Below are 19,960 nucleotides of genomic sequence, written 5' to 3' on the forward strand. Positions count from 1 at the left end.
GGAGATAAACGATGAAAAAAAAATATGATCAAGACATGAAAAAGCTGCTAACGTATAGGTGGTTTGTATGGGGAGTACTTGCAATTGCATACATAATAGTATTTTTTCACAGATTAGCAGTAGGAGTTGTAAAAGATGATTTGCAACAAGCATTTAATATATCATCTACTACAATAGGAAATTTAGCTTCTATGTATTTTTATGCTTATATGATAATGCAAGTTCCATCAGGAATATTAGCAGACTCAATAGGAGCAAGAAAAACTGTTACTATAGGAACATTATTAGCTGGGGTAGGATCTATATTATTTGGGTTTGCTCCAAATATACAAATAGCTTTCATTGGAAGATTATTAGTTGGAATAGGAGTATCTGTTATATTTATTCCTATGTTAAAGATTCAAACAGAATGGTTTTATACTAAAGAATTTGCAACAATGACAGGGATAACATCTTTTGTTGGAAATCTTGGAGGAATTATAGCTCAATCTCCTTTAGTTTTACTTTCTGCAGCAATAGGTTGGAGAAATTCATTTATACTAATAGGTATAGTTTCAATAGGTTTAGCTATAGTTTGTCATCTAGTTATAAGAAATACTCCACAGGATATGAACTTACCGTCAATTGCTCAAATAGAAGGAAGAAAAATAGATAACGAAAAGATAAATATACCACAGTCGCTCAAAAAAGTACTAAAAAACAAATATACTTGGCCAGGATTTATTGTATTTGCAGGGATGTTTGGACCATTTGTATCACTTACAGGAGCATGGGGGCAATCATATTTGATAAATGTTTATAATATGGAGTCAGTAAAGGCAGCAAATTATATTACATTAGCAGTATTAGGATTAGCAGTAGGAAGTATATTTATAGGCAAAATATCTGATAAGGTAGGAAAAAGAAAGCTACCAATGATTGTGGCAGTAACTATAAATGTTATAAGCTGGGGATTGTTAGTTTTTATTAATAACGGTAAAATTCATGAAATAGCCTTATATCCGTTGATGCTCTTAATAGGTCTTAGCACATCAGCTTTCACATTAACTTGGTCTTGTGTTAAAGAAATTAATGATCCAAAAATAGCTGGTATATCTACATCTGTTGTAAATACAGGTGGATTTTTAGGAGCAGCAATTTTGCCACCTGTTATTGGAAATATATTAGATAAATATTCTTCAGTTATGGATATTCAATTATTATACCAAAGAGCTTTTATATATGCTTTTATATCTGTTATTATATCTTTGATAGCATCTTTATTTATAAAAGAGACAAATTGCAAAAATATATAGAGCCCTTAAGGGCTCTAAACTGTTTCTTCTATTTTCTCTGGAAGTTTTTCCATTGTTATACCTGTAAATCCATAGAATATAGATATTAAAGGATTTATTAAGTTTAAGAAAGCAAATGGCAAGTAAGCAAAAGGACTTATACCTAGTGTTGCGTACATGTAAGCTCCACATGTATTCCAAGGAATAAGAGGAGATGTTAAAGTTCCGGAGTCTTCAAGTGCTCTAGATAGATTCTTAGGGTGAAGACCTTTTTTAGCATAAGCATCTTTGTACATTCTTCCAGGTATAACTATAGCTAAGTATTGCTCTCCAGTAACTAAGTTTACAAATATACAAGAGAATACAGTTACTAAAACTAGTGATCCAGTTCCTCTTGCTAATTTTAGTATACTTTCGGCAATTACTTCTAACATTCCTGTTTTTTCTAATATTCCACCTAGAGTTAAAGCACATAAGATTAAAGAAACTGTCCACATCATATTGTCAAGTCCACCTTGACTTAAAAGATCATCAACAGTTTGAATTCCTGTATCAGCAACAAATCCATAGTGAGCGGCATCTATAATTTCCCCTAAAGATGAACCTTGGAATAAAAATGCAAACAATCCACCAGCTACAGTACCAACTATAAGTCCAGGTAGTGCTGGAACTTTTAATATAACTATAATTATTACTAATATAGGTGGTATAAGCATTATAGGACTTATATAGAAATTAGAAGAAAGTGCAGTTAATATTTCATTTATAGAATTACTATCTAAAGATTTACCTGCATATTTAGCTCCTACTATACCGTATAAAATTAGTGATATTAATAAAGAAGGACCTGTAGAATAAATCATATGTCTTATGTGTTCAAATAATGAAGCACCTGACATAGCTGGAGCAAGGTTGGTTGTATCTGATAAAGGAGACATTTTATCACCAAAATAAGCTCCTGAGATTATAGCACCAGCAACTATAGGTAAAGGAATTCCAAGACCCTGCCCTACACCTAAAAGAGCAATACCAACAGTACCAGCAGTAGTCCATGATGAGCCTGTAGAAAGGGAAACAATAGAACATATTAATGTAGTAGCAACAAGGAATATACCAGGAGATAATATTTGAAGTCCATAAAATATCATAGTAGGAACAACTCCACTTAGTATCCATGTTCCTATTATTGTACCTACAACCATCAATATTAATATAGATTGCATAGCCATATTAATAGTTTTAAATATACCTTCTTCAAGTTCGTTCCATGAATATCCAAGTCTTAAGGTAGCCATAAGGCCAGCGATTATAATTCCCCCGATAATAGGGATATGTGGAGATGCATCATACTTAAATACAGCAACAGATAAAAATATTATAAGGGCTAATATAGGTATAATAGCTTCTGTCAATGTAGCTTTACGCTTGGGTTTACTCGACATACATACCACTCCTTTAAATAATTTTTAGCACATATATTTATTAATTATGTGCTATATAAAATTGTTTCAACAATAGTATCTAGTATGGTATAATAATATGATATAAAAATTATTATTATGTCTTTATAAATAAACTTTTTTAATAAATAGTGGAATGAAAATAGTGTAAGGCAGTTATATTAAGAAGTTGAATTATATAGAAAAATTTTGAGCAAAAAAGTATTGACTAGTATAAGAAAAGATGATATATTATTACTTGTCGTTAAGACAGGTAGATGAACTTTGAAAATTAAACAGCAGGTAATTAAGCCAGTTACTAAATATAAAAGTTATATTTGAGAGTTTGATCCTGGCTCAGGATGAACGCTGGCGGCGTGCCTAACACATGCAAGTCGAGCGGAGATAGTGTTTAACACTGAGTATTTATTTAAAGTGCTAATCTAATAGCCGCGTCAAGCGCGCGATAGCGAGCTTTACGCAAATTGTTAATAACACACAATAAGTATTGAGTGTTAAACACTATCTCAGCGGCGGACGGGTGAGTAACGCGTGGGTAACCTGCCCTGTACACTTGGATAACACACCGAAAGGTGTGCTAATACAAGATAATATCAAAGGAAGGCATCTTCTTTTGATCAAAGTTTTTGCGGTACAGGATGGGCCCGCGTCCCATTAGCTAGTTGGTGGGGTAACGGCCTACCAAGGCGACGATGGGTAGCCGACCTGAGAGGGTGATCGGCCACACTGGAACTGAGACACGGTCCAGACTCCTACGGGAGGCAGCAGTGGGGAATATTGCACAATGGGCGAAAGCCTGATGCAGCAACGCCGCGTGAACGATGAAGGCCTTCGGGTCGTAAAGTTCTGTCCTTGAGGAAGAATTCTGACGGTACTCAAGGAGGAAGCCCCGGCTAACTACGTGCCAGCAGCCGCGGTAATACGTAGGGGGCTAGCGTTATCCGGAATTACTGGGCGTAAAGGGTGCGTAGGCGGCCCTTCAAGTCAGAGGTGAAAGGCTACGGCTCAACCGTAGTAAGCCTTTGAAACTGTTGGGCTTGAGTGCAGGAGAGGAGAGTGGAATTCCCAGTGTAGCGGTGAAATGCGTAGATATTGGGAGGAACACCAGTTGCGAAGGCGGCTCTCTGGACTGCAACTGACGCTGAGGCACGAAAGCGTGGGGAGCAAACAGGATTAGATACCCTGGTAGTCCACGCCGTAAACGATGAGTGCTAGGTGTCGGGAGTTACCCCTCTCGGTGCCGTAGTTAACGCATTAAGCACTCCGCCTGGGGAGTACGCTCGCAAGAGTGAAACTCAAAGGAATTGACGGGGACCCGCACAAGCAGCGGAGCATGTGGTTTAATTCGAAGCAACGCGAAGAACCTTACCTAGGCTTGACATCCCTTAGGCAGCTCCTTAATCGGAGCCTTCCCTTCGGGGACTGAGGTGACAGGTGGTGCATGGTTGTCGTCAGCTCGTGTCGTGAGATGTTGGGTTAAGTCCCGCAACGAGCGCAACCCTTACTTTTAGTTGCCAGCATTAAGTTGGGCACTCTAAAGGGACTGCCGAGGATAACTCGGAGGAAGGTGGGGATGACGTCAAATCATCATGCCCCTTATGCCTAGGGCTACACACGTGCTACAATGGCCAGTACAGAGGGCTGCAAGGTCGTGAGACTGAGCTAATCCCTTAAAGCTGGTCTCAGTTCGGATTGCAGGCTGAAACTCGCCTGCATGAAGCTGGAGTTGCTAGTAATCGCGGATCAGAATGCCGCGGTGAATACGTTCCCGGGTCTTGTACACACCGCCCGTCACACCATGGGAGTCGGGGGCACCCGAAGTCAGCTACCTAACCGCAAGGAGGGGGCTGCCGAAGGTGAAATCGATGACTGGGGTGAAGTCGTAACAAGGTAGCCGTATCGGAAGGTGCGGCTGGATCACCTCCTTTCTAAGGAGTTTTACCTGCTGTTTGATTTTGAGAGTTTAACACTTAGTTAAACTGCACTAGCACTTTGAGCAACGGAAATCTTTGATTTCGTTGGCGATGTGCTTTAGCACTTTGAAAATTGCATAGCATTATAGCTGGTCAAGTTATTAAGGGCGCAGGGCGGATGCCTTGGCACCAAGAGCCGATGAAGGACGTGGTAAGCTGCGATAAGCTTCGGGGAGGTGCAAGCAACCTTTGATCCGGAGATTTCCGAATGGGGAAACCCACCTAGAGTAATGTCTAGGTATCCTTAGATGAATACATAGTCTAAGGAGGGGAACCAGGGGAACTGAAACATCTAAGTACCCTGAGGAAGAGAAAGAAAATTCGATTCCCTAAGTAGCGGCGAGCGAAAGGGGATCAGCCCAAACCTATAAAGCTTCGCTTTGTAGGGGTTGCGGATATGCTCTTTAAAAAGTTAGTAGTGTAGTCGAAGAGGTCTGGAAAGGCCCACCACAGAAGGTAACAGTCCTGTAGATTAAACACGAAACCTTTTGAGCATACTCCAGAGTACCACGGGACACGTGAAACCCTGTGGGAAGCAGGGGGGACCACCCCCCAAGGCTAAATACTACTTGGTGACCGATAGCGCATAGTACCGTGAGGGAAAGGTGAAAAGAACCCCGGGAGGGGAGTGAAATAGAACCTGAAACCCTGTGCCTACAAGCTGTGGAAGCACATTTTTAGTGTGACCGCGTACTTTTTGTAGAACGGGCCAACGAGTTACGGTAAGTAGCAAGGTTAAGGACTTAAGGTCTGGAGCCGCAGCGAAAGCGAGTCTTAAATGGGCGTTTTAGTTACTTGCCGTAGACCCGAAACCAGGCGACCTACCCATGGACAGGATGAAGCGAAAGTAAAATTTCGTGGAGGTCCGAACCCACGCACGTTGAAAAGTGCGGGGATGAGCTGTGGGTAGCGGTGAAATTCCAATCGAGCTTGGAGATAGCTGGTTCTCCCCGAAATAGCTTTAGGGCTAGCCTCGAGCTTAGAGAAAAGGAGGTAGAGCACTGACTGTCCTAGGGGCCCTTTGGGTTACCGAAGACTATCAAACTCCGAATGCCTTATTCTTTTGCTCGGGAGTCAGACTATGGGTGATAAGATTCATAGTCAAGAGGGAAACAGCCCAGACCGTCAGCTAAGGTCCCTAAGTATGAGTTAAGTGGAAAAGGATGTGGGATTGCACAGACAACCAGGATGTTGGCTTAGAAGCAGCCATTCATTTAAAGAGTGCGTAATAGCTCACTGGTCGAGTGATCCTGCGCCGAAAATTACCGGGGCTAAAACTCATCACCGAAGCTACGGCATCCGTAAGGATGGGTAGGGGAGCATTCTCTAAGGGCTGAAGCTAAACCGTAAGGATTAGTGGACTTTAGAGAAGAGAGAATGTTGGCATGAGTAGCGAGACGTGGGTGAGAATCCCACGGGCCGAAAACCTAAGGTTTCCTGAGGAAGGTTCGTCCGCTCAGGGTTAGTCGGGACCTAAGCCGAGGCCGATTGGCGTAGGCGATGGACAACAGGTTGAGATTCCTGTACCACCAATTACCGTTTGAGGGATGGGATGACGCAGAAGGATAGGCTATCCTACCGCTGGTCGCGTAGGTCCAAGCATCAAGGGAGTTAAGATAGGCAAATCCGTCTTAACATATCCTAAGGTGTGATGGGGAGCGAATTTAAGTAGCGAAGTAGCTGATTTCATGCTGCCAAGAAAAGTCTCTACCGAGGTAAGAGGTGCCCGTACCGCAAACCGACACAGGTAGGTGAGGAGAGAATCCTAAGGCCAGCGAGAGAACCCTTGTTAAGGAACTCGGCAAAATGACCCCGTAACTTCGGGAGAAGGGGTGCCTCGTTAGGGTGTATGCCCGAGGAGGCCGCAGAGAATAGGCCCAAGCGACTGTTTACCAAAAACACAGGTCTCTGCTAAATCGAAAGATGATGTATAGGGGCTGACGCCTGCCCGGTGCTGGAAGGTTAAGGGGATGTGTTAGCTTTTGCGAAGCACTGAACTTAAGCCCCAGTAAACGGCGGCCGTAACTATAACGGTCCTAAGGTAGCGAAATTCCTTGTCGGGTAAGTTCCGACCCGCACGAAAGGCGTAACGATTTGGGCACTGTCTCAACAAGGGACTCGGTGAAATTGTAATTCCAGTGAAGATGCTGGATACCTGCGACAGGACGGAAAGACCCCATGGAGCTTTACTGTAGCTTGACATTGGATCTTGATACTACATGTACAGGATAGGTGGGAGGCTGAGAAGCCGGGACGCCAGTTTCGGTGGAGCCATCCTTGGGATACCACCCTTGTAGTATTGGGATTCTAACCACAGGCCGTGAATCCGGTCTTGGGACACTGTCAGGTGGGCAGTTTGACTGGGGCGGTCGCCTCCTAAAAAGTAACGGAGGCGCCCAAAGGTTCCCTCAGCACGGTCGGAAATCGTGCATAGAGTGTAAAGGCAAAAGGGAGCTTGATTGCAAGACATACAGGTCGAGCAAGGACGAAAGTCGGGCTTAGTGATCCGGTGGTACCGAGTGGAAGGGCCATCGCTCAACGGATAAAAGCTACCCTGGGGATAACAGGCTGATCTCCCCCAAGAGTCCACATCGACGGGGAGGTTTGGCACCTCGATGTCGGCTCATCACATCCTGGGGCTGTAGTAGGTCCCAAGGGTTGGGCTGTTCGCCCATTAAAGTGGTACGCGAGCTGGGTTCAGAACGTCGTGAGACAGTTCGGTCCCTATCCGTCGCAGGCGTAGGAAATTTGAGAGGAGCTGTCCTTAGTACGAGAGGACCGGGATGGACATACCTCTGGTGCACCAGTTGTCACGCCAGTGGCACAGCTGGGTAGCTATGTATGGACTGGATAAGCGCTGAAAGCATCTAAGCGCGAAGCCACCCTCAAGATAAGATTTCCCACTTTTTAAGGTAAGACCCCAAGAAGACTACTTGGTTGATAGGCTCAAGGTGTAAGCGCAGTAATGTGTTTAGCTTATGAGTACTAATAGGTCGAGGACTTGACCAAAAATGCTATGCAGTTTTGAAAGTGTTAATATTTGGATATTGACACTTGAAAATAAAAATGCTAAAATAAAAATCCTGATGGATGATGCAAATCTGGTTACTATAGCAAGGAGGATACACCTGTTCCCATTCCGAACACAGAAGTTAAGCTCCTTTGCGCCGATGGTACTTGGAGGGAAGCCTCGTGGGAGAGTAGGACGTAGCCAGTTTGTGTTCCAAGGTAGCTCAATGGTGGAGCACTCGGCTGTTAACCGATAGGTTGTGGGTTCGAGTCCCACCCTTGGAGCCAATAAAATGCCGAGGTGGCGGAACTGGCAGACGCACAGGACTTAAAATCCTGCGGTCCTTACAGACCGTACCGGTTCGATTCCGGTCCTCGGCACCACAACATCGCGGGGTGGAGCAGTTGGCAGCTCGTCGGGCTCATAACCCGAAGGTCGTAGGTTCAAGTCCTACCCCCGCAACCAATGGCCCATTGGTCAAGCGGTTAAGACACCGCCCTTTCACGGCGGTAACAGGGGTTCGAATCCCCTATGGGTCACCAAATAAAGTGGGATCATAGCTCAGCTGGGAGAGCACCTGCCTTACAAGCAGGGGGTCACAGGTTCGATCCCTGTTGATCCCACCAATAAAATGGCCTGGTAGTTCAGTTGGTTAGAATGCCAGCCTGTCACGCTGGAGGTCGAGGGTTCGAGTCCCTTCCAGGTCGCCAAAATTCAATATGCTGGTGTAGCTCAATTGGCAGAGCAGCTGACTTGTAATCAGCAGGTTGCGGGTTCGAGTCCCATCACCAGCTCCAAATTAGGAGGGGTTCCCGAGTGGCCAAAGGGGGCAGACTGTAAATCTGTTGGCAACGCCTTCACTGGTTCGAATCCAGTCCCCTCCACCAACTAAAAAAAACATGCGGGTGTGGCGGAATTGGCAGACGCACTAGACTTAGGATCTAGCGGGCAACCGTGGGGGTTCAAGTCCCTCCACCCGCACCACATATGCGGAAGTGGCTCAGTGGTAGAGCATCGCCTTGCCAAGGCGAGGGTCGCGAGTTCGAATCTCGTCTTCCGCTCCATGACACTATGAATATGCGGGTGTAGCTCAGTGGTAGAGTTCCGGCCTTCCAAGCCGGCTGCGAGGGTTCGATCCCCTTCACCCGCTCCAATATGTGCCTGTAGCTCAGCTGGATAGAGCAGTGGCCTTCTAAGCCACGTGTCAGGGGTTCGAATCCCTTCAGGCACGCCATAATTTTGGGGATTCGCCAAGTCGGTAAGGCACAGGACTTTGACTCCTGCATTCGCTGGTTCGAGTCCAGCATCCCCAGCCAACTTAATAAGACCCATTAGCTCAGTAGGTAGAGCACCTGACTTTTAATCAGGGTGTCCCGCGTTCGAGTCGCGGATGGGTCACCAACTAAGGAGGGGTGTCCGAGTGGTTTAAGGAGCTGGTCTTGAAAACCAGTGACTCCGCAAGGGGCCGTGGGTTCGAATCCCACCCCCTCCGCCAATTAGAAAGCCCAGATAGCTCAGTCGGTAGAGCAGGGGACTGAAAATCCCCGTGTCGGTGGTTCGATTCCGCCTCTGGGCACCATACATGGCGGCATAGCTCAGTTGGCTAGAGCGTTCGGTTCATACCCGAAAGGTCACTAGTTCGAATCTAGTTGCCGCTACCATATGGGGGCCTTTAGCTCAGTTGGTTAGAGCGTCCGGCTCATAACCGGCAGGTCCGGGGTTCGAGTCCCTGAAGGCCCACCAATTTAATGTCGAGGTGTAGCGCAGTTTGGTAGCGCACGTGGTTTGGGACCATGGGGCCGGGGGTTCGAGTCCCTCCACCTCGACCAAAATATATGTGGTGAATATAGCTCAGTTGGTTAGAGCGCCAGATTGTGGCTCTGGAGGTCGTGGGTTCGACTCCCATTATTCACCCCAATAAGACTCATTAGCTCAGTCGGTAGAGCACCTGACTTTTAATCAGGGTGTCCCGCGTTCGAGTCGCGGATGAGTCACCATTTCATCTAGGCGGCATAGCCAAGTGGTAAGGCAGAGGACTGCAACTCCTTCATCCCCAGTTCAAATCTGGGTGCCGCCTCCAAAGTGGGATCATAGCTCAGCTGGGAGAGCACCTGCCTTACAAGCAGGGGGTCACAGGTTCGATCCCTGTTGATCCCACCAAAAATATATTGACAAGCCATAAGAAAAGTGGTATATTGTTTATGTTGTTAGGTTAAAGTTTAATGTTCCAAGGTAGCTCAATGGTGGAGCACTCGGCTGTTAACCGATAGGCTGTGGGTTCGAGTCCCACCCTTGGAGCCAACATGGCCCATTGGTCAAGCGGTTAAGACACCGCCCTTTCACGGCGGTAACAGGGGTTCGAATCCCCTATGGGTCACCAAATAAAGTGGGATCATAGCTCAGCTGGGAGAGCACCTGCCTTACAAGCAGGGGGTCACAGGTTCGATCCCTGTTGATCCCACCAATAAAATGGCCTGGTAGTTCAGTTGGTTAGAATGCCAGCCTGTCACGCTGGAGGTCGAGGGTTCGAGTCCCTTCCAGGTCGCCAAAATTCAATATGCTGGTGTAGCTCAATTGGCAGAGCAGCTGACTTGTAATCAGCAGGTTGCGGGTTCGAGTCCCATCACCAGCTCCAAATTAGGAGGGGTTCCCGAGTGGCCAAAGGGGGCAGACTGTAAATCTGTTGGCAACGCCTTCACTGGTTCGAATCCAGTCCCCTCCACCAACTAAAAAAACATGCGGGTGTGGCGGAATTGGCAGACGCACTAGACTTAGGATCTAGCGGGCAACCGTGGGGGTTCAAGTCCCTCCACCCGCACCACATATGCGGAAGTGGCTCAGTGGTAGAGCATCGCCTTGCCAAGGCGAGGGTCGCGAGTTCGAATCTCGTCTTCCGCTCCATGACACTATGAATACGCGGGTGTAGCTCAGTGGTAGAGTTCCGGCCTTCCAAGCCGGCTGCGAGGGTTCGATCCCCTTCACCCGCTCCAATATGTGCCTGTAGCTCAGCTGGATAGAGCAGTGGCCTTCTAAGCCACGTGTCAGGGGTTCGAATCCCTTCAGGCACGCCATAATTTTGGGGATTCGCCAAGTCGGTAAGGCACAGGACTTTGACTCCTGCATTCGCTGGTTCGAGTCCAGCATCCCCAGCCAACTTAATAAGACCCATTAGCTCAGTAGGTAGAGCACCTGACTTTTAATCAGGGTGTCCCGCGTTCGAGTCGCGGATGGGTCACCAACTAAGGAGGGGTGTCCGAGTGGTTTAAGGAGCTGGTCTTGAAAACCAGTGACTCCGCAAGGGGCCGTGGGTTCGAATCCCACCCCCTCCGCCAATTAAAAAGCCCAGATAGCTCAGTCGGTAGAGCAGGGGACTGAAAATCCCCGTGTCGGTGGTTCGATTCCGCCTCTGGGCACCATACATGGCGGCATAGCTCAGTTGGCTAGAGCGTTCGGTTCATACCCGAAAGGTCACTAGTTCGAATCTAGTTGCCGCTACCATATGGGGGCCTTTAGCTCAGTTGGTTAGAGCGTCCGGCTCATAACCGGCAGGTCCGGGGTTCGAGTCCCTGAAGGCCCACCAATTTAATGTCGAGGTGTAGCGCAGTTTGGTAGCGCACGTGGTTTGGGACCATGGGGCCGGGGGTTCGAGTCCCTCCACCTCGACCAAAATATATGTGGTGAATATAGCTCAGTTGGTTAGAGCGCCAGATTGTGGCTCTGGAGGTCGTGGGTTCGACTCCCATTATTCACCCCAATTTTTTATGAATATTTGTTTGTATAACTTAATATAATATATATATAACGAGGCGGCATAGCCAAGTGGTAAGGCAGAGGACTGCAACTCCTTCATCCCCAGTTCGAATCTGGGTGCCGCCTCCATTTTTTTATGTTAATATGCGCCTATAGCTCAACTGGATAGAGTGTCTGACTACGAATCAGAAGGTTGGGGGTTCGAGTCCCTCTGGGCGCACCATTAATAATAAAGGCTCTTTGTCAATAGTTGGGGTAGGGTTGACATCAATCCTACTCCATTACTATATTTGAACCTATTTTAATATAGCCATAGAGTTTTGCATGTTTTTGGGTACACTAAATAAACCTAACTAAAATGTAGGAATTTTATGGTATTTAATTAGTACAGTGAATAATTCTATTTCGGAATCTATGGAAATTCTTAATTCCAAAGGAAACACGTTTTAATACCTTAATCTTGTTATTAAATCCTTCAGTGGGGCCATTTGTATAACCATATTTAAAGGCATTTCTTATTTCATTAACCCATCTTCTATATGTAGCTGCACATTTTTCAAACTCTTCTATTTTAGAGCTTTCTGCATTTTTAATCCAATTGATTAAAGCATCACTTTGATAAGAATAATTATTACTTTGACATATCTCATAAAACCATTCTTTTAACTTATGCGCAACGCGCAGGTCATCGTTATACAATAGCATTAAGTCAACTGCTTTTTTGTTTTCATCTTGAAGTTTATGATAACGGGTAAGTATAAGTTTTCTACTTCGTTTGTAATATTTTCTAAGATTAAGTGGCATATTTTTTTGTATACGCTTTCTAACATTTTCAATAGCCCAAGTGACTTGTCTAATAAAATGATATTTATCAATAATAATTTTAGCATTAGGAAAATAAATTTTTGCTAGATCAGTATATGGTTGCCACATATCACAAACAAAAAATTGAACATTACATCTTTCTTTACGGGAAAATTTGTTAAAGTAACTTATAAGATGATTTTGAGACCTATCCGCAAGGATATCTAATACCTTATTTTTCTCGCCATCAACAAGTATACATTGATACCTTCCGGTTTCAGCATTACCCTTAAACTCATCAATGCAAAGAACTTTTGGAAGAGTAGGTATACTGTAATTAACATAGTTAAAGATACGAGTAACCGTAGAAACAGATACATTAGCAGATTTAGCTATTGAAGTCATACTAGTAACTTTAGTAAGTTCATTGCAAATAAGCGCTTAGTCATGCGGTTATAACGGGGAAGAAAGTCGTAATGCTCATAAAATCTTTTACCACATGAACATACATATCGCCTTTTTCGTAGCACAAGGAATACATGTTTAAACTGCAACGGCAAATCCTTAATTAATTGATTTCTATAATCATGAACCCTAGAAGTTAAGCAGCCGCAGGCAGGGCAAGTATGTTCACGTGGATTGGTTTTTATATATATTTTTATAAAAGAATCCTCATGAGAAATTTTATTTATTTTTACGCCTTGTAAATTTAGTAATTTATTGATAAAATTAGAGTGCACTTGTGAATAAATCTCCTTTCTATGTTTTTTTTTAAGGTCAATTAACATTTTAGCAGATTTATTTCACAAGTGCTTTTATTATGCCAAAAAATAAATGTTGAAGCACAATATTTCATGCCCCCCAACATTTATTATAGAACCTAAATTAAAAAGTAGACCAATATGGTCTACTTTTTTAGCTATCTATAAATAATTAGAGTGGGTATGTAGCCCACTTTTTTATAACACATAGGAAATTATGCACTTTAATAAATTATGGATAAGTCATAATTTACGTAATGTGTTTCAACAAAGTTTTCTTTATTAATTTTTCAAAGAAGACTTTGTTGTATATACTTTACATACCAGCTTATAATTCCATTTCCAAAATAAATAGTTATAAACCATGCTACAGCTATAAATGGTCCGAATGGAATATAATCTTTTTTATTTTTTATACCTAAACTTAGTAATACAATGCATATTATAGCACCTATCATAAATGATAAAAACGCATTAAGCAATATATTTAAAGGACCAATAGCAAATCCTAAAAGACCCATTAACTTGACATCTCCTCCGCCCATAGCTCCTTTTGTAATTAGTGCTATAGTAAGAAATAATCCTCCTCCTACTAAAAGGCCTATGAAAGAGTTAATAAATCCTATAGAAAAATTATCTAATAGATAAATTATAAATACGCTAATAAATCCAAATATTATAAGCTCATCAGGAATTATTGTGTACTCATAGTCTATGAATGTTATAACTATTAAAATACTAGATATTATAAAATATTTTATAGTTAATATGCTAAGTCCAAATTTTAGGAATAATATTAAGTATATTATACCATTTGTAAGTTCAATCAATGGATATTTTATAGATATTTTATTTTCACAATATCTACATTTTCCTTTAAGAAATATATAGCTTATTATAGGTATCAAGTCAAAAAATTTTAGTTTGTTATTGCAAATAGTGCAGCTTGATGAAGGATAAATTATAGATTTACCTTTAGGAATTCTATAGATACATACATTAAGAAAGGATCCTATTAAAATTCCAAATATAAATATTAAATATAGCATAACTATCTCCTTTTTATAACTTTAAGGACAATATACATATGTATATTGTCCTTAAAGTTAGTATTATTAATTTTGTTGTTCTGATTGTTGACTATATCTTCCTGTTTGATTTGGATATACTTCAGAGGTATCTACTTTAACTACAACTTTTCCATTTTCTACTTCAACTTCAAAAGTTCCTTCTTTATACTGTGGATTAGAGACTGAATCTAAATAACCTTTAGTTACTAAGTTCTCCAAATTAATATCGCTTTCTTGCTCGCCATTTGCTAGTGCGAGTTCAGCAGCTCTACCTATTATAGCAGCTGAAGCTATATCAGCTTTTCGTTTTGATTCTTCTTGTATAGTTCCAAATCTTGGTATTGCAATTAAAGCTATAACTCCTAAAATTGCTAATACTATCACAAGTTCAACTAATGTAAATCCTTTTTTATTTTTTACTATTTTGCTCACAGTTTTTATCATAGTCTTACCTCCTCATACTAATAGCTAACTGTATTTATCATGTCAAACATAGGAAGGATTATTGCAAGAACAATAAATCCAACAATGATTGACATAACAACAATCATTAAAGGCTCTATTAAAGTTGTCATCTTTTGGAATGCACTGTCAACTTCATCGTCGTAAAAATCTGAAGTTTTATCAAGCATATCATCTAACATACCTGATTCTTCTCCTACTTTTATCATATGTACAAGCATAGGAGGAAAAATACCTACTTTTTCTATAGGTACAGCTAAACTTACTCCTTTAAGAACATCATCTTTTGATTTTTGTATTTTATCTGATACAAACTTGTTTCCTACAACACTTGATACAATCTCTAATGATCTTATTAAAGGAACTCCACTAGATACTAAGATAGCTAAGCTTCTACTAAATCTAGATGTTATTACTTTTATTACAATATCCTTTACTATAGGTATTTTTAATTTAAGTTTATCTAATGTGTAACTTATTTTTCTATTTTGCATTACTTTTTTCAAAATGTACAGTATTGATATTAAAATTATTAAAATTAAATATCCAAACTCTATGATTATATGGCTTATATTTAGAAGAAGCCTAGTAGGCATAGGTAAAGAAACTCCTGAATTTTCAAACATTACAACAAATGTAGGTAAGATAAATGCAAGTAAAAATGTAACTACTACAGCTGAAACTATACTTAGTATAATAGGATAAGTCATAGCCCCCTTTACCTTTGTATATATCTTGTTTTCTTTTTCATAATATGTAGCCATCCTGTTCATTATTATGTCTAGATTACCACTTACTTCTCCAACTTCTATCATGCTTATAAGTAGACTTGGAAATACATCATTATTTTTCTTTAGAGATTCTGAAAATGACATTCCTCTTTGAACATCTTCATAACACTGATTGAGTGATGATTTAAGATTTTTATTTTCTGTTTGAGACTTTAATATATCTAAACAAGTCAATATTGTTATTCCTGAATTTAAAAGCGTATAAAATTGTCTACAAAATATTGCTATATCTTTTGTCTTTACTTTATTTATATATAATAGATCTTTTATTTTGGATTTTTTTTTAATTTCTTTTATTTCTATAGGATAGTAGTTGTATTTTCTTAATATACTTAACACTTCATTTTCATTATTTGCGTGAATAACACTTTTAATTTTTTCTCCTGCTTCATTTACTACCATATATTTATATACAGGCATATCTAACACCTTTCTTATTTAAAGTTAAATATATCGCTCTATCATATCTTTATCTACAGCGTGATTAATCATTGTTTCTTTACTTATATATCCTTTCATATAAAGCTCACTTAAACTTGCATCCATGCTTTTCATACCAAATTTTGCTCCTGTTTGTATAGCGGTTTGGATCTGGTGTGTTTTATTTTCTCTTATAAGATTTCTTATTGCCGGTGTTGCAATCATTATTTCTAGTGCTGCAACTCTTTTTTTTCCATCTAATGTCGGTAGAAGTTGTTGGGATATAACTCCTTCTAGTATTGTAGATAGTTGAATTATTATTTGTTGTTTATGATGTGAAGGAAAAGAGTCTATAATTCTATCTATAGTTTTAGCTGCTCCTATTGTGTGAAGGGTAGATAGTACTAAATGACCTGTTTCGGCTGCAGTAAGTGCTATTGACATAGTTTCAAGATCTCTCATTTCACCTACTAATATTACATCTGGATCTTGTCTTAGAGCAGATCTTAAAGCTTGAGAAAATGATTTAGAATCTGTTCCTATTTCTCTTTGGTTTATTATACTTTTTTTGTGTTTATGAAGATATTCTATAGGGTCTTCTAAAGTTAGTATATGGCAACTTCTTTCTTTGTTTATACAATCTATCATAGCTGCAAGAGTAGTAGATTTTCCACTTCCAGTTGGACCTGTTACAAGTATAAGGCCTCTTTGTTTTTTAGTTAAATCTTTAATCACTGATGGCAAACCTAGTTCTTCTATAGTAGGAACATCTACATGAATGCATCTTATAGCAATACCATAAGTATTTCTTTGTTTAAACACATTTACTCTAAATCTACCTAGCTTACTATATGAAACCGAGGTATCTATTTCTCCGTATTCCTCAAGTTTATTAAATTGAGTAGTATCTAATATTTCTTTTACAAGTCTTAGGTTATCTTCTGGTAGAAGTACTTGATCGGTATATTTAGTTAATACTCCATTTATTCTCATAACAGGAGGGTGTCCAACAGTTATATGAAGATCTGAAGCATTTAATTGCCTTGTTTTTTGAAGCAAATCGTACATATTCATAAATTATCACCTACTCGTAAGTGTATGTAGCTTTTATCATCTCATCAAAAGTAGTTACTCCGCTTAATACTAGTTTTTTACAGTTTTCTTTTAGTGAAATCATACCATTTTTAAGTGCATGTTCTCTTAAATCTTCTAGATTAAATTTTGAATTTATCATACTCTTAGACTCTTTGTCTATTATCATTATTTCATGGATTGCTCTTCTTCCTTTATATCCTGTATTACTACAATTAAGACATCCCTTTCCTTTATATAGTTTTGTATCCTCATTAATATTTAGAATCTTCATTTCTTCTATACTAGGAGTATAATGCTGTATGCATTCTGGACATATCTTTCTAACTAACCTTTGAGCTACTACCCCTACTAGTGAAGATGAGATAAGGTAAGGTTCTATTTCCATATCTAAAAGTCTTGAAATAGTAGAAGGAGCATCATTAGTATGCATAGTACTTATAACTAAATGTCCTGTTGTAGCTGCTCTTATAGATATTTGAGCTGTTTCTTTATCTCTTATTTCACCAACCATTATGATATCAGGATCTTGTCTTAATATAGATCTAAGACCATTTGCAAATGTAAGTCCTGCTTTATTATTTATCTGAATTTGATTTATACCTTCAATTTTATATTCAACAGGATCTTCTATAGATATTATGTTTTTGTCTATACTATTCAATTCTTTTAGTAAAGTATATAGTGTTGTTGTTTTTCCACTTCCTGTAGGTCCTGTAATTAATATTATACCGCTAGGGTTTTTGACTACTTTATCAAATCTTTCTATGTTTTCATCTATTAGTCCTAGGTCATTTCTTGAAAAGAAAAATCCATTTCTAACTAAAAGCCTTATTACCACTTTTTCTCCAAATACTGTGGGTATTATAGATATACGAAGATCTAATGGTTTATCATTTATATTTATTTCTATTCTTCCATCTTGAGGTATTCTTTTTTCTGCTATATTCATTTTGCCCATAATTTTTATTCTATTAACTAAGGATAAATGAGTTTCTTTTATCAAGTTCATTCCCTCTATTAAACTTCCATCAACTCTATATCGTATTCTTACATTATTTTCAAAAGGTTCAATATGTATATCACTTGCACCTATATTTACAGCTTCTTCAAATATAGAGTTTACTAGCCTAACTATCGGAGCAGTATTTACATTTTCTAAAGAATCACTTTTAATTTCGTTATTAATATTTTTAGTTTGTTCTTTTTTAAAATCTTCAACTGCTTTTTGTGCTATTTCTTTTCCGTAATATATATCTATAGTTTTAAGGATGCTAGCTTTAGTAGATATAACAGGTTCAATATCAAAACCAGAGTATATTCTAATATCATCTATAGCAAAAATATTCAATGGATCTGCCATTGCTACTGTTAATTTTCCATTCTTTTTAGATATAGGAATTAGAATATGTTTTCTAGCTAAATACTCAGGTATTAGTTTAACTGTGTTAGGATCTATATAGTATTTATTCAAATCTATATGAGGTATACCTAGTTGAAATTCCAATATTTCTATTATTTGAAGTTCATCTACAAATCCTTTTTCTACAAGTATTTCTCCTAATTTCTTTCCTGATATTCTTTGTTCTTTTAAAGCTTCTTGCAATTGATTATTAGTTATTTTTCCAACTGATACCAACATATCTCCTAATTTGAACTTATTATTTTTCATATACCCTCCGTACTATATATTTTTAGTGTTCCTAATATTTATATATTGACATATTTTTGCTATTCTATTATCCGTTAAATTAAAGATTGTATATATACTTTTAATAAATACTCCAAAAGGGTAATATAATGATAAATCAAAATTTAAACAAAGGAGGATCTACATTGATTATAAAAGTTAATGAAAAAATCAAAGACAATTGTGACACAGTAATATTAGCTTATTTGGATACTCTAGAAGGCTTATTTGAAGGAGTAGATGAAGATGTATTAAATAGCATAGACTACTTGATTAAATCAAAACAGTTCAAGGGAGAGTATAAAGAAATAAAAGTTATTACCTTATATTTAGATAATAATCTAAAAAATATAATATTGTTAGGATTAGGAGATAAAGAAACTCTTACAGGTCAAAGAGTAAGGGGTGCAGTAGCAAGGGCAGTAAAAGAGTGTGAAAAACTATGCTCTAAAAATATACAATTTATACTTGATAATATGAGCGATGATTTTGTTAAGAAATATATAAACTACATATGTGAAGGAATTATTTTATCTGTTTATAAGTTTGAAAAGTACAAAACTTCTAAAAGAGAAACTAATATAGATAGTATATGTATAAATTGTAAAGTTAACAAAGAAGAAATTAATCATCTAGTTAATGAAGCTAATATACTAGCAAGTGCTACAAATTTATGCAGAGATTTAGTAAATGAACCAGCTAATAAACTTACTCCAATAGACCTTGCAAACAAAGTAGTAGAAATAGGAAAAGAGAGTAATTTTTTAGTTGAGATTTATGATGAAAAACAAATAGAGAATTTAGGAATGAAAGCTTACCTAGAGGTTGCAAAAGGAGCTAGTAATCCACCAAGACTTATAGTTATGAAATACATGAAAGACATAGAAAATAAAGATAATATATTAGGTCTTGTGGGCAAAGGACTTACATATGATAGTGGAGGTTTATCTTTGAAGATGACAGATAGTATGGTTGAAATGAAATCTGATATGGCTGGAGCTGGGGCTGTTATAGGAACAATAAGTGCTATAGCAAAAATGAATTTAAAAGTAAATGTAATTGGAGTTATAGCAGCTTGTGAAAATATGATATCCTCAAATGCTTATAAACCAGGAGATATAATAGAGTCTATGGCAGGGAAGACTATAGAAGTTTTAAATACAGATGCAGAAGGAAGATTGACATTAGTTGATGCTGTAAATTATGTTATAGAAAAGGAAAATGTAAGTAAGGTTTTAGATATAGCTACTTTAACAGGTGCAGCTTTAGTAGCACTAGGAACTATTACAACAGCTGTAGTTTCAAATAATGACAATTTCTATTTGCAGCTAGAAAAAGCAAGCAAGATATCAGGAGAAAAAATATGGAGACTACCTAATTATCCAGAGTATAAAGAGCTTATA

Annotated in this window: 10 protein-coding genes, 43 tRNA genes and 3 rRNA genes; 48 read left to right on the forward strand and 8 right to left on the reverse strand. The window is 39.2% G+C overall.

Translation table 11 applies throughout. The features are described 5' to 3' along the window. Positions 1–11: 11 nt before the first annotated feature. Positions 12–1,295, forward strand: coding sequence for an MFS transporter (locus JWYL7_RS09435; RefSeq protein WP_066072229.1), 1,284 nt, complete (start codon positions 12–14; stop codon positions 1,293–1,295). Between the two features lie 14 nt (positions 1,296–1,309). Here the strand turns inward: JWYL7_RS09435 and nhaC are convergent, their stop codons facing one another. Then, positions 1,310–2,716 carry a Na+/H+ antiporter NhaC gene (nhaC, locus tag JWYL7_RS09440; protein WP_066072232.1) on the reverse strand — a complete coding sequence of 469 codons (1,407 nt, stop codon included), beginning with the start codon at positions 2,714–2,716 and terminating at the stop codon, positions 1,310–1,312. A gap of 331 nt (positions 2,717–3,047) precedes the next feature. Between nhaC and JWYL7_RS09445 the strand changes: the two genes are divergently transcribed. The 46 genes from JWYL7_RS09445 to JWYL7_RS09670 all read left to right on the forward strand — a co-directional run bounded on the left by JWYL7_RS09445 (position 3,048) and on the right by JWYL7_RS09670 (position 11,690). Beyond that, positions 3,048–4,662: ribosomal RNA gene (locus JWYL7_RS09445) — 16S ribosomal RNA — on the forward strand. A 136-nt stretch (positions 4,663–4,798) separates the two neighbouring features. Then, positions 4,799–7,716 (forward strand): 23S ribosomal RNA (locus tag JWYL7_RS09450). A 91-nt stretch (positions 7,717–7,807) separates the two neighbouring features. Further along, a 5S ribosomal RNA gene (gene rrf, locus JWYL7_RS09455) occupies positions 7,808–7,924 on the forward strand. Together the 16S, 23S and 5S rRNA genes with 43 tRNA genes alongside form the textbook arrangement of a ribosomal RNA operon. Positions 7,925–7,929: 5 nt before the next feature. Then, positions 7,930–8,004 (forward strand) — tRNA-Asn (locus JWYL7_RS09460). A gap of 7 nt (positions 8,005–8,011) precedes the next feature. Continuing rightward, positions 8,012–8,100: transfer RNA gene (locus JWYL7_RS09465), tRNA-Leu, on the forward strand. A gap of 6 nt (positions 8,101–8,106) precedes the next feature. Continuing rightward, positions 8,107–8,182 (forward strand) — tRNA-Met (locus tag JWYL7_RS09470). A 2-nt stretch (positions 8,183–8,184) separates the two neighbouring features. Continuing rightward, positions 8,185–8,259 (forward strand) — tRNA-Glu (locus JWYL7_RS09475). An 8-nt stretch (positions 8,260–8,267) separates the two neighbouring features. After that, a tRNA-Val gene (locus JWYL7_RS09480) sits at positions 8,268–8,343 on the forward strand. A gap of 7 nt (positions 8,344–8,350) precedes the next feature. Next, a tRNA-Asp gene (locus JWYL7_RS09485) sits at positions 8,351–8,427 on the forward strand. 11 nt (positions 8,428–8,438) lie between these two features. After that, positions 8,439–8,514, forward strand: a tRNA-Thr gene (locus JWYL7_RS09490). A 5-nt stretch (positions 8,515–8,519) separates the two neighbouring features. Then, a tRNA-Tyr gene (locus JWYL7_RS09495) sits at positions 8,520–8,604 on the forward strand. Positions 8,605–8,618: 14 nt separating this feature from the next. Continuing rightward, positions 8,619–8,701: transfer RNA gene (locus JWYL7_RS09500), tRNA-Leu, on the forward strand. 5 nt (positions 8,702–8,706) lie between these two features. Continuing rightward, positions 8,707–8,781: transfer RNA gene (locus JWYL7_RS09505), tRNA-Gly, on the forward strand. 15 nt (positions 8,782–8,796) lie between these two features. Beyond that, a tRNA-Gly gene (locus JWYL7_RS09510) sits at positions 8,797–8,870 on the forward strand. Positions 8,871–8,874: 4 nt separating this feature from the next. Beyond that, positions 8,875–8,951, forward strand: a tRNA-Arg gene (locus JWYL7_RS09515). Positions 8,952–8,957: 6 nt separating this feature from the next. Further along, positions 8,958–9,033: transfer RNA gene (locus JWYL7_RS09520), tRNA-Gln, on the forward strand. Positions 9,034–9,042: 9 nt separating this feature from the next. After that, a tRNA-Lys gene (locus tag JWYL7_RS09525) sits at positions 9,043–9,118 on the forward strand. A gap of 5 nt (positions 9,119–9,123) precedes the next feature. Beyond that, positions 9,124–9,212 (forward strand) — tRNA-Ser (locus JWYL7_RS09530). 8 nt (positions 9,213–9,220) lie between these two features. Continuing rightward, a tRNA-Phe gene (locus JWYL7_RS09535) sits at positions 9,221–9,296 on the forward strand. Positions 9,297–9,301: 5 nt separating this feature from the next. Further along, positions 9,302–9,378: transfer RNA gene (locus JWYL7_RS09540), tRNA-Met, on the forward strand. A gap of 5 nt (positions 9,379–9,383) precedes the next feature. Further along, positions 9,384–9,460, forward strand: a tRNA-Ile gene (locus JWYL7_RS09545). Positions 9,461–9,469: 9 nt separating this feature from the next. Further along, positions 9,470–9,546: transfer RNA gene (locus JWYL7_RS09550), tRNA-Pro, on the forward strand. A gap of 11 nt (positions 9,547–9,557) precedes the next feature. Then, positions 9,558–9,634: transfer RNA gene (locus tag JWYL7_RS09555), tRNA-His, on the forward strand. 4 nt (positions 9,635–9,638) lie between these two features. Beyond that, a tRNA-Lys gene (locus JWYL7_RS09560) sits at positions 9,639–9,714 on the forward strand. Positions 9,715–9,723: 9 nt separating this feature from the next. Continuing rightward, positions 9,724–9,797, forward strand: a tRNA-Cys gene (locus JWYL7_RS09565). A 4-nt stretch (positions 9,798–9,801) separates the two neighbouring features. Further along, positions 9,802–9,877 (forward strand) — tRNA-Val (locus JWYL7_RS09570). A 66-nt stretch (positions 9,878–9,943) separates the two neighbouring features. Further along, positions 9,944–10,018, forward strand: a tRNA-Asn gene (locus JWYL7_RS09575). Positions 10,019–10,022: 4 nt separating this feature from the next. After that, positions 10,023–10,097: transfer RNA gene (locus JWYL7_RS09580), tRNA-Glu, on the forward strand. Positions 10,098–10,105: 8 nt separating this feature from the next. Beyond that, positions 10,106–10,181 (forward strand) — tRNA-Val (locus JWYL7_RS09585). Between the two features lie 7 nt (positions 10,182–10,188). Then, positions 10,189–10,265: transfer RNA gene (locus tag JWYL7_RS09590), tRNA-Asp, on the forward strand. Positions 10,266–10,276: 11 nt separating this feature from the next. Further along, positions 10,277–10,352: transfer RNA gene (locus JWYL7_RS09595), tRNA-Thr, on the forward strand. A gap of 5 nt (positions 10,353–10,357) precedes the next feature. Beyond that, positions 10,358–10,442, forward strand: a tRNA-Tyr gene (locus JWYL7_RS09600). A 13-nt stretch (positions 10,443–10,455) separates the two neighbouring features. Next, positions 10,456–10,538: transfer RNA gene (locus JWYL7_RS09605), tRNA-Leu, on the forward strand. A gap of 5 nt (positions 10,539–10,543) precedes the next feature. After that, positions 10,544–10,618 (forward strand) — tRNA-Gly (locus tag JWYL7_RS09610). 15 nt (positions 10,619–10,633) lie between these two features. Further along, positions 10,634–10,707 (forward strand) — tRNA-Gly (locus tag JWYL7_RS09615). Between the two features lie 4 nt (positions 10,708–10,711). Then, positions 10,712–10,788, forward strand: a tRNA-Arg gene (locus JWYL7_RS09620). A 6-nt stretch (positions 10,789–10,794) separates the two neighbouring features. Next, a tRNA-Gln gene (locus tag JWYL7_RS09625) sits at positions 10,795–10,870 on the forward strand. A 9-nt stretch (positions 10,871–10,879) separates the two neighbouring features. Beyond that, positions 10,880–10,955 (forward strand) — tRNA-Lys (locus JWYL7_RS09630). Between the two features lie 5 nt (positions 10,956–10,960). Continuing rightward, positions 10,961–11,049 (forward strand) — tRNA-Ser (locus JWYL7_RS09635). Between the two features lie 8 nt (positions 11,050–11,057). After that, positions 11,058–11,133 (forward strand) — tRNA-Phe (locus JWYL7_RS09640). 5 nt (positions 11,134–11,138) lie between these two features. Then, positions 11,139–11,215, forward strand: a tRNA-Met gene (locus tag JWYL7_RS09645). 5 nt (positions 11,216–11,220) lie between these two features. Further along, a tRNA-Ile gene (locus JWYL7_RS09650) sits at positions 11,221–11,297 on the forward strand. Between the two features lie 9 nt (positions 11,298–11,306). Continuing rightward, positions 11,307–11,383 (forward strand) — tRNA-Pro (locus tag JWYL7_RS09655). A gap of 11 nt (positions 11,384–11,394) precedes the next feature. Then, a tRNA-His gene (locus JWYL7_RS09660) sits at positions 11,395–11,471 on the forward strand. 51 nt (positions 11,472–11,522) lie between these two features. Then, a tRNA-Cys gene (locus JWYL7_RS09665) sits at positions 11,523–11,596 on the forward strand. 17 nt (positions 11,597–11,613) lie between these two features. Continuing rightward, a tRNA-Arg gene (locus JWYL7_RS09670) sits at positions 11,614–11,690 on the forward strand. A gap of 155 nt (positions 11,691–11,845) precedes the next feature. Here JWYL7_RS09670 and JWYL7_RS09675 read toward each other — a convergent pair. The 7 genes from JWYL7_RS09675 to JWYL7_RS09700 form a co-directional block, all read right to left on the reverse strand. Continuing rightward, positions 11,846–12,676 carry an ISL3 family transposase gene (locus tag JWYL7_RS09675; RefSeq protein WP_331722124.1) on the reverse strand — a complete coding sequence of 277 codons (831 nt, stop codon included), beginning with the start codon at positions 12,674–12,676 and terminating at the stop codon, positions 11,846–11,848. Further along, complete coding sequence (locus tag JWYL7_RS10825) at positions 12,673–13,059, reverse strand: transposase family protein (RefSeq protein ID WP_331722123.1); 387 nt, start codon at positions 13,057–13,059, stop codon at positions 12,673–12,675. The genes JWYL7_RS09675 and JWYL7_RS10825 overlap by 4 nt, the downstream gene beginning before the upstream one ends. 263 nt (positions 13,060–13,322) lie before the next feature. Then, the gene (locus tag JWYL7_RS09680; protein WP_066072235.1) at positions 13,323–14,081 is read right to left on the reverse strand and encodes a prepilin peptidase; all 759 of its coding nucleotides are present in this window, start codon (positions 14,079–14,081) and stop codon (positions 13,323–13,325) included. A gap of 66 nt (positions 14,082–14,147) precedes the next feature. Beyond that, complete coding sequence (locus JWYL7_RS09685) at positions 14,148–14,546, reverse strand: competence type IV pilus major pilin ComGC (RefSeq protein ID WP_066072238.1); 399 nt, start codon at positions 14,544–14,546, stop codon at positions 14,148–14,150. A gap of 17 nt (positions 14,547–14,563) precedes the next feature. Then, positions 14,564–15,775 (reverse strand): type II secretion system F family protein, encoded by a 1,212-nt coding sequence (locus JWYL7_RS09690; RefSeq protein WP_066072240.1) that lies wholly within the window; start codon positions 15,773–15,775, stop codon positions 14,564–14,566. 24 nt (positions 15,776–15,799) lie between these two features. Further along, positions 15,800–16,849 (reverse strand): type IV pilus twitching motility protein PilT, encoded by a 1,050-nt coding sequence (locus JWYL7_RS09695; protein WP_066067192.1) that lies wholly within the window; start codon positions 16,847–16,849, stop codon positions 15,800–15,802. 10 nt (positions 16,850–16,859) lie between these two features. Continuing rightward, entirely contained in the window at positions 16,860–18,539 is a 1,680-nt protein-coding gene (locus tag JWYL7_RS09700; protein WP_066067199.1) for a GspE/PulE family protein, read from the reverse strand. Between the two features lie 164 nt (positions 18,540–18,703). On the opposite strand from JWYL7_RS09700, the gene JWYL7_RS09705 reads away from it, so the two are divergent. Further along, the coding region (locus tag JWYL7_RS09705; RefSeq protein ID WP_161937502.1) for a leucyl aminopeptidase at positions 18,704–19,960 on the forward strand (1,257 nt) is incomplete at its 3' end.

This window comes from Alkalithermobacter thermoalcaliphilus JW-YL-7 = DSM 7308, from assembly GCA_001584565.1.
Classification (GTDB): Bacteria; Bacillota; Clostridia; order Peptostreptococcales; family Peptostreptococcaceae; genus Alkalithermobacter; species Alkalithermobacter thermoalcaliphilus.

What these genes read in the sequence shown, in the direction of transcription:
- JWYL7_RS09435 (WP_066072229.1), top strand. Translation starts at nt 12, where the DNA reads ATGAAAAAAAAATATGATCAAGACATGAAAAAGCTGCTAACGTATAGG.
- nhaC (WP_066072232.1), bottom strand. Translation starts at nt 2,716, where the DNA reads ATGTCGAGTAAACCCAAGCGTAAAGCTACATTGACAGAAGCTATTATA.
- JWYL7_RS09675 (WP_331722124.1), bottom strand. Translation starts at nt 12,676, where the DNA reads ATGACTTCAATAGCTAAATCTGCTAATGTATCTGTTTCTACGGTTACT.
- JWYL7_RS10825 (WP_331722123.1), bottom strand. Translation starts at nt 13,059, where the DNA reads ATGTTAATTGACCTTAAAAAAAAACATAGAAAGGAGATTTATTCACAA.
- JWYL7_RS09680 (WP_066072235.1), bottom strand. Translation starts at nt 14,081, where the DNA reads ATGCTATATTTAATATTTATATTTGGAATTTTAATAGGATCCTTTCTT.
- JWYL7_RS09685 (WP_066072238.1), bottom strand. Translation starts at nt 14,546, where the DNA reads ATGATAAAAACTGTGAGCAAAATAGTAAAAAATAAAAAAGGATTTACA.
- JWYL7_RS09690 (WP_066072240.1), bottom strand. Translation starts at nt 15,775, where the DNA reads ATGCCTGTATATAAATATATGGTAGTAAATGAAGCAGGAGAAAAAATT.
- JWYL7_RS09695 (WP_066067192.1), bottom strand. Translation starts at nt 16,849, where the DNA reads ATGAATATGTACGATTTGCTTCAAAAAACAAGGCAATTAAATGCTTCA.
- JWYL7_RS09700 (WP_066067199.1), bottom strand. Translation starts at nt 18,539, where the DNA reads ATGAAAAATAATAAGTTCAAATTAGGAGATATGTTGGTATCAGTTGGA.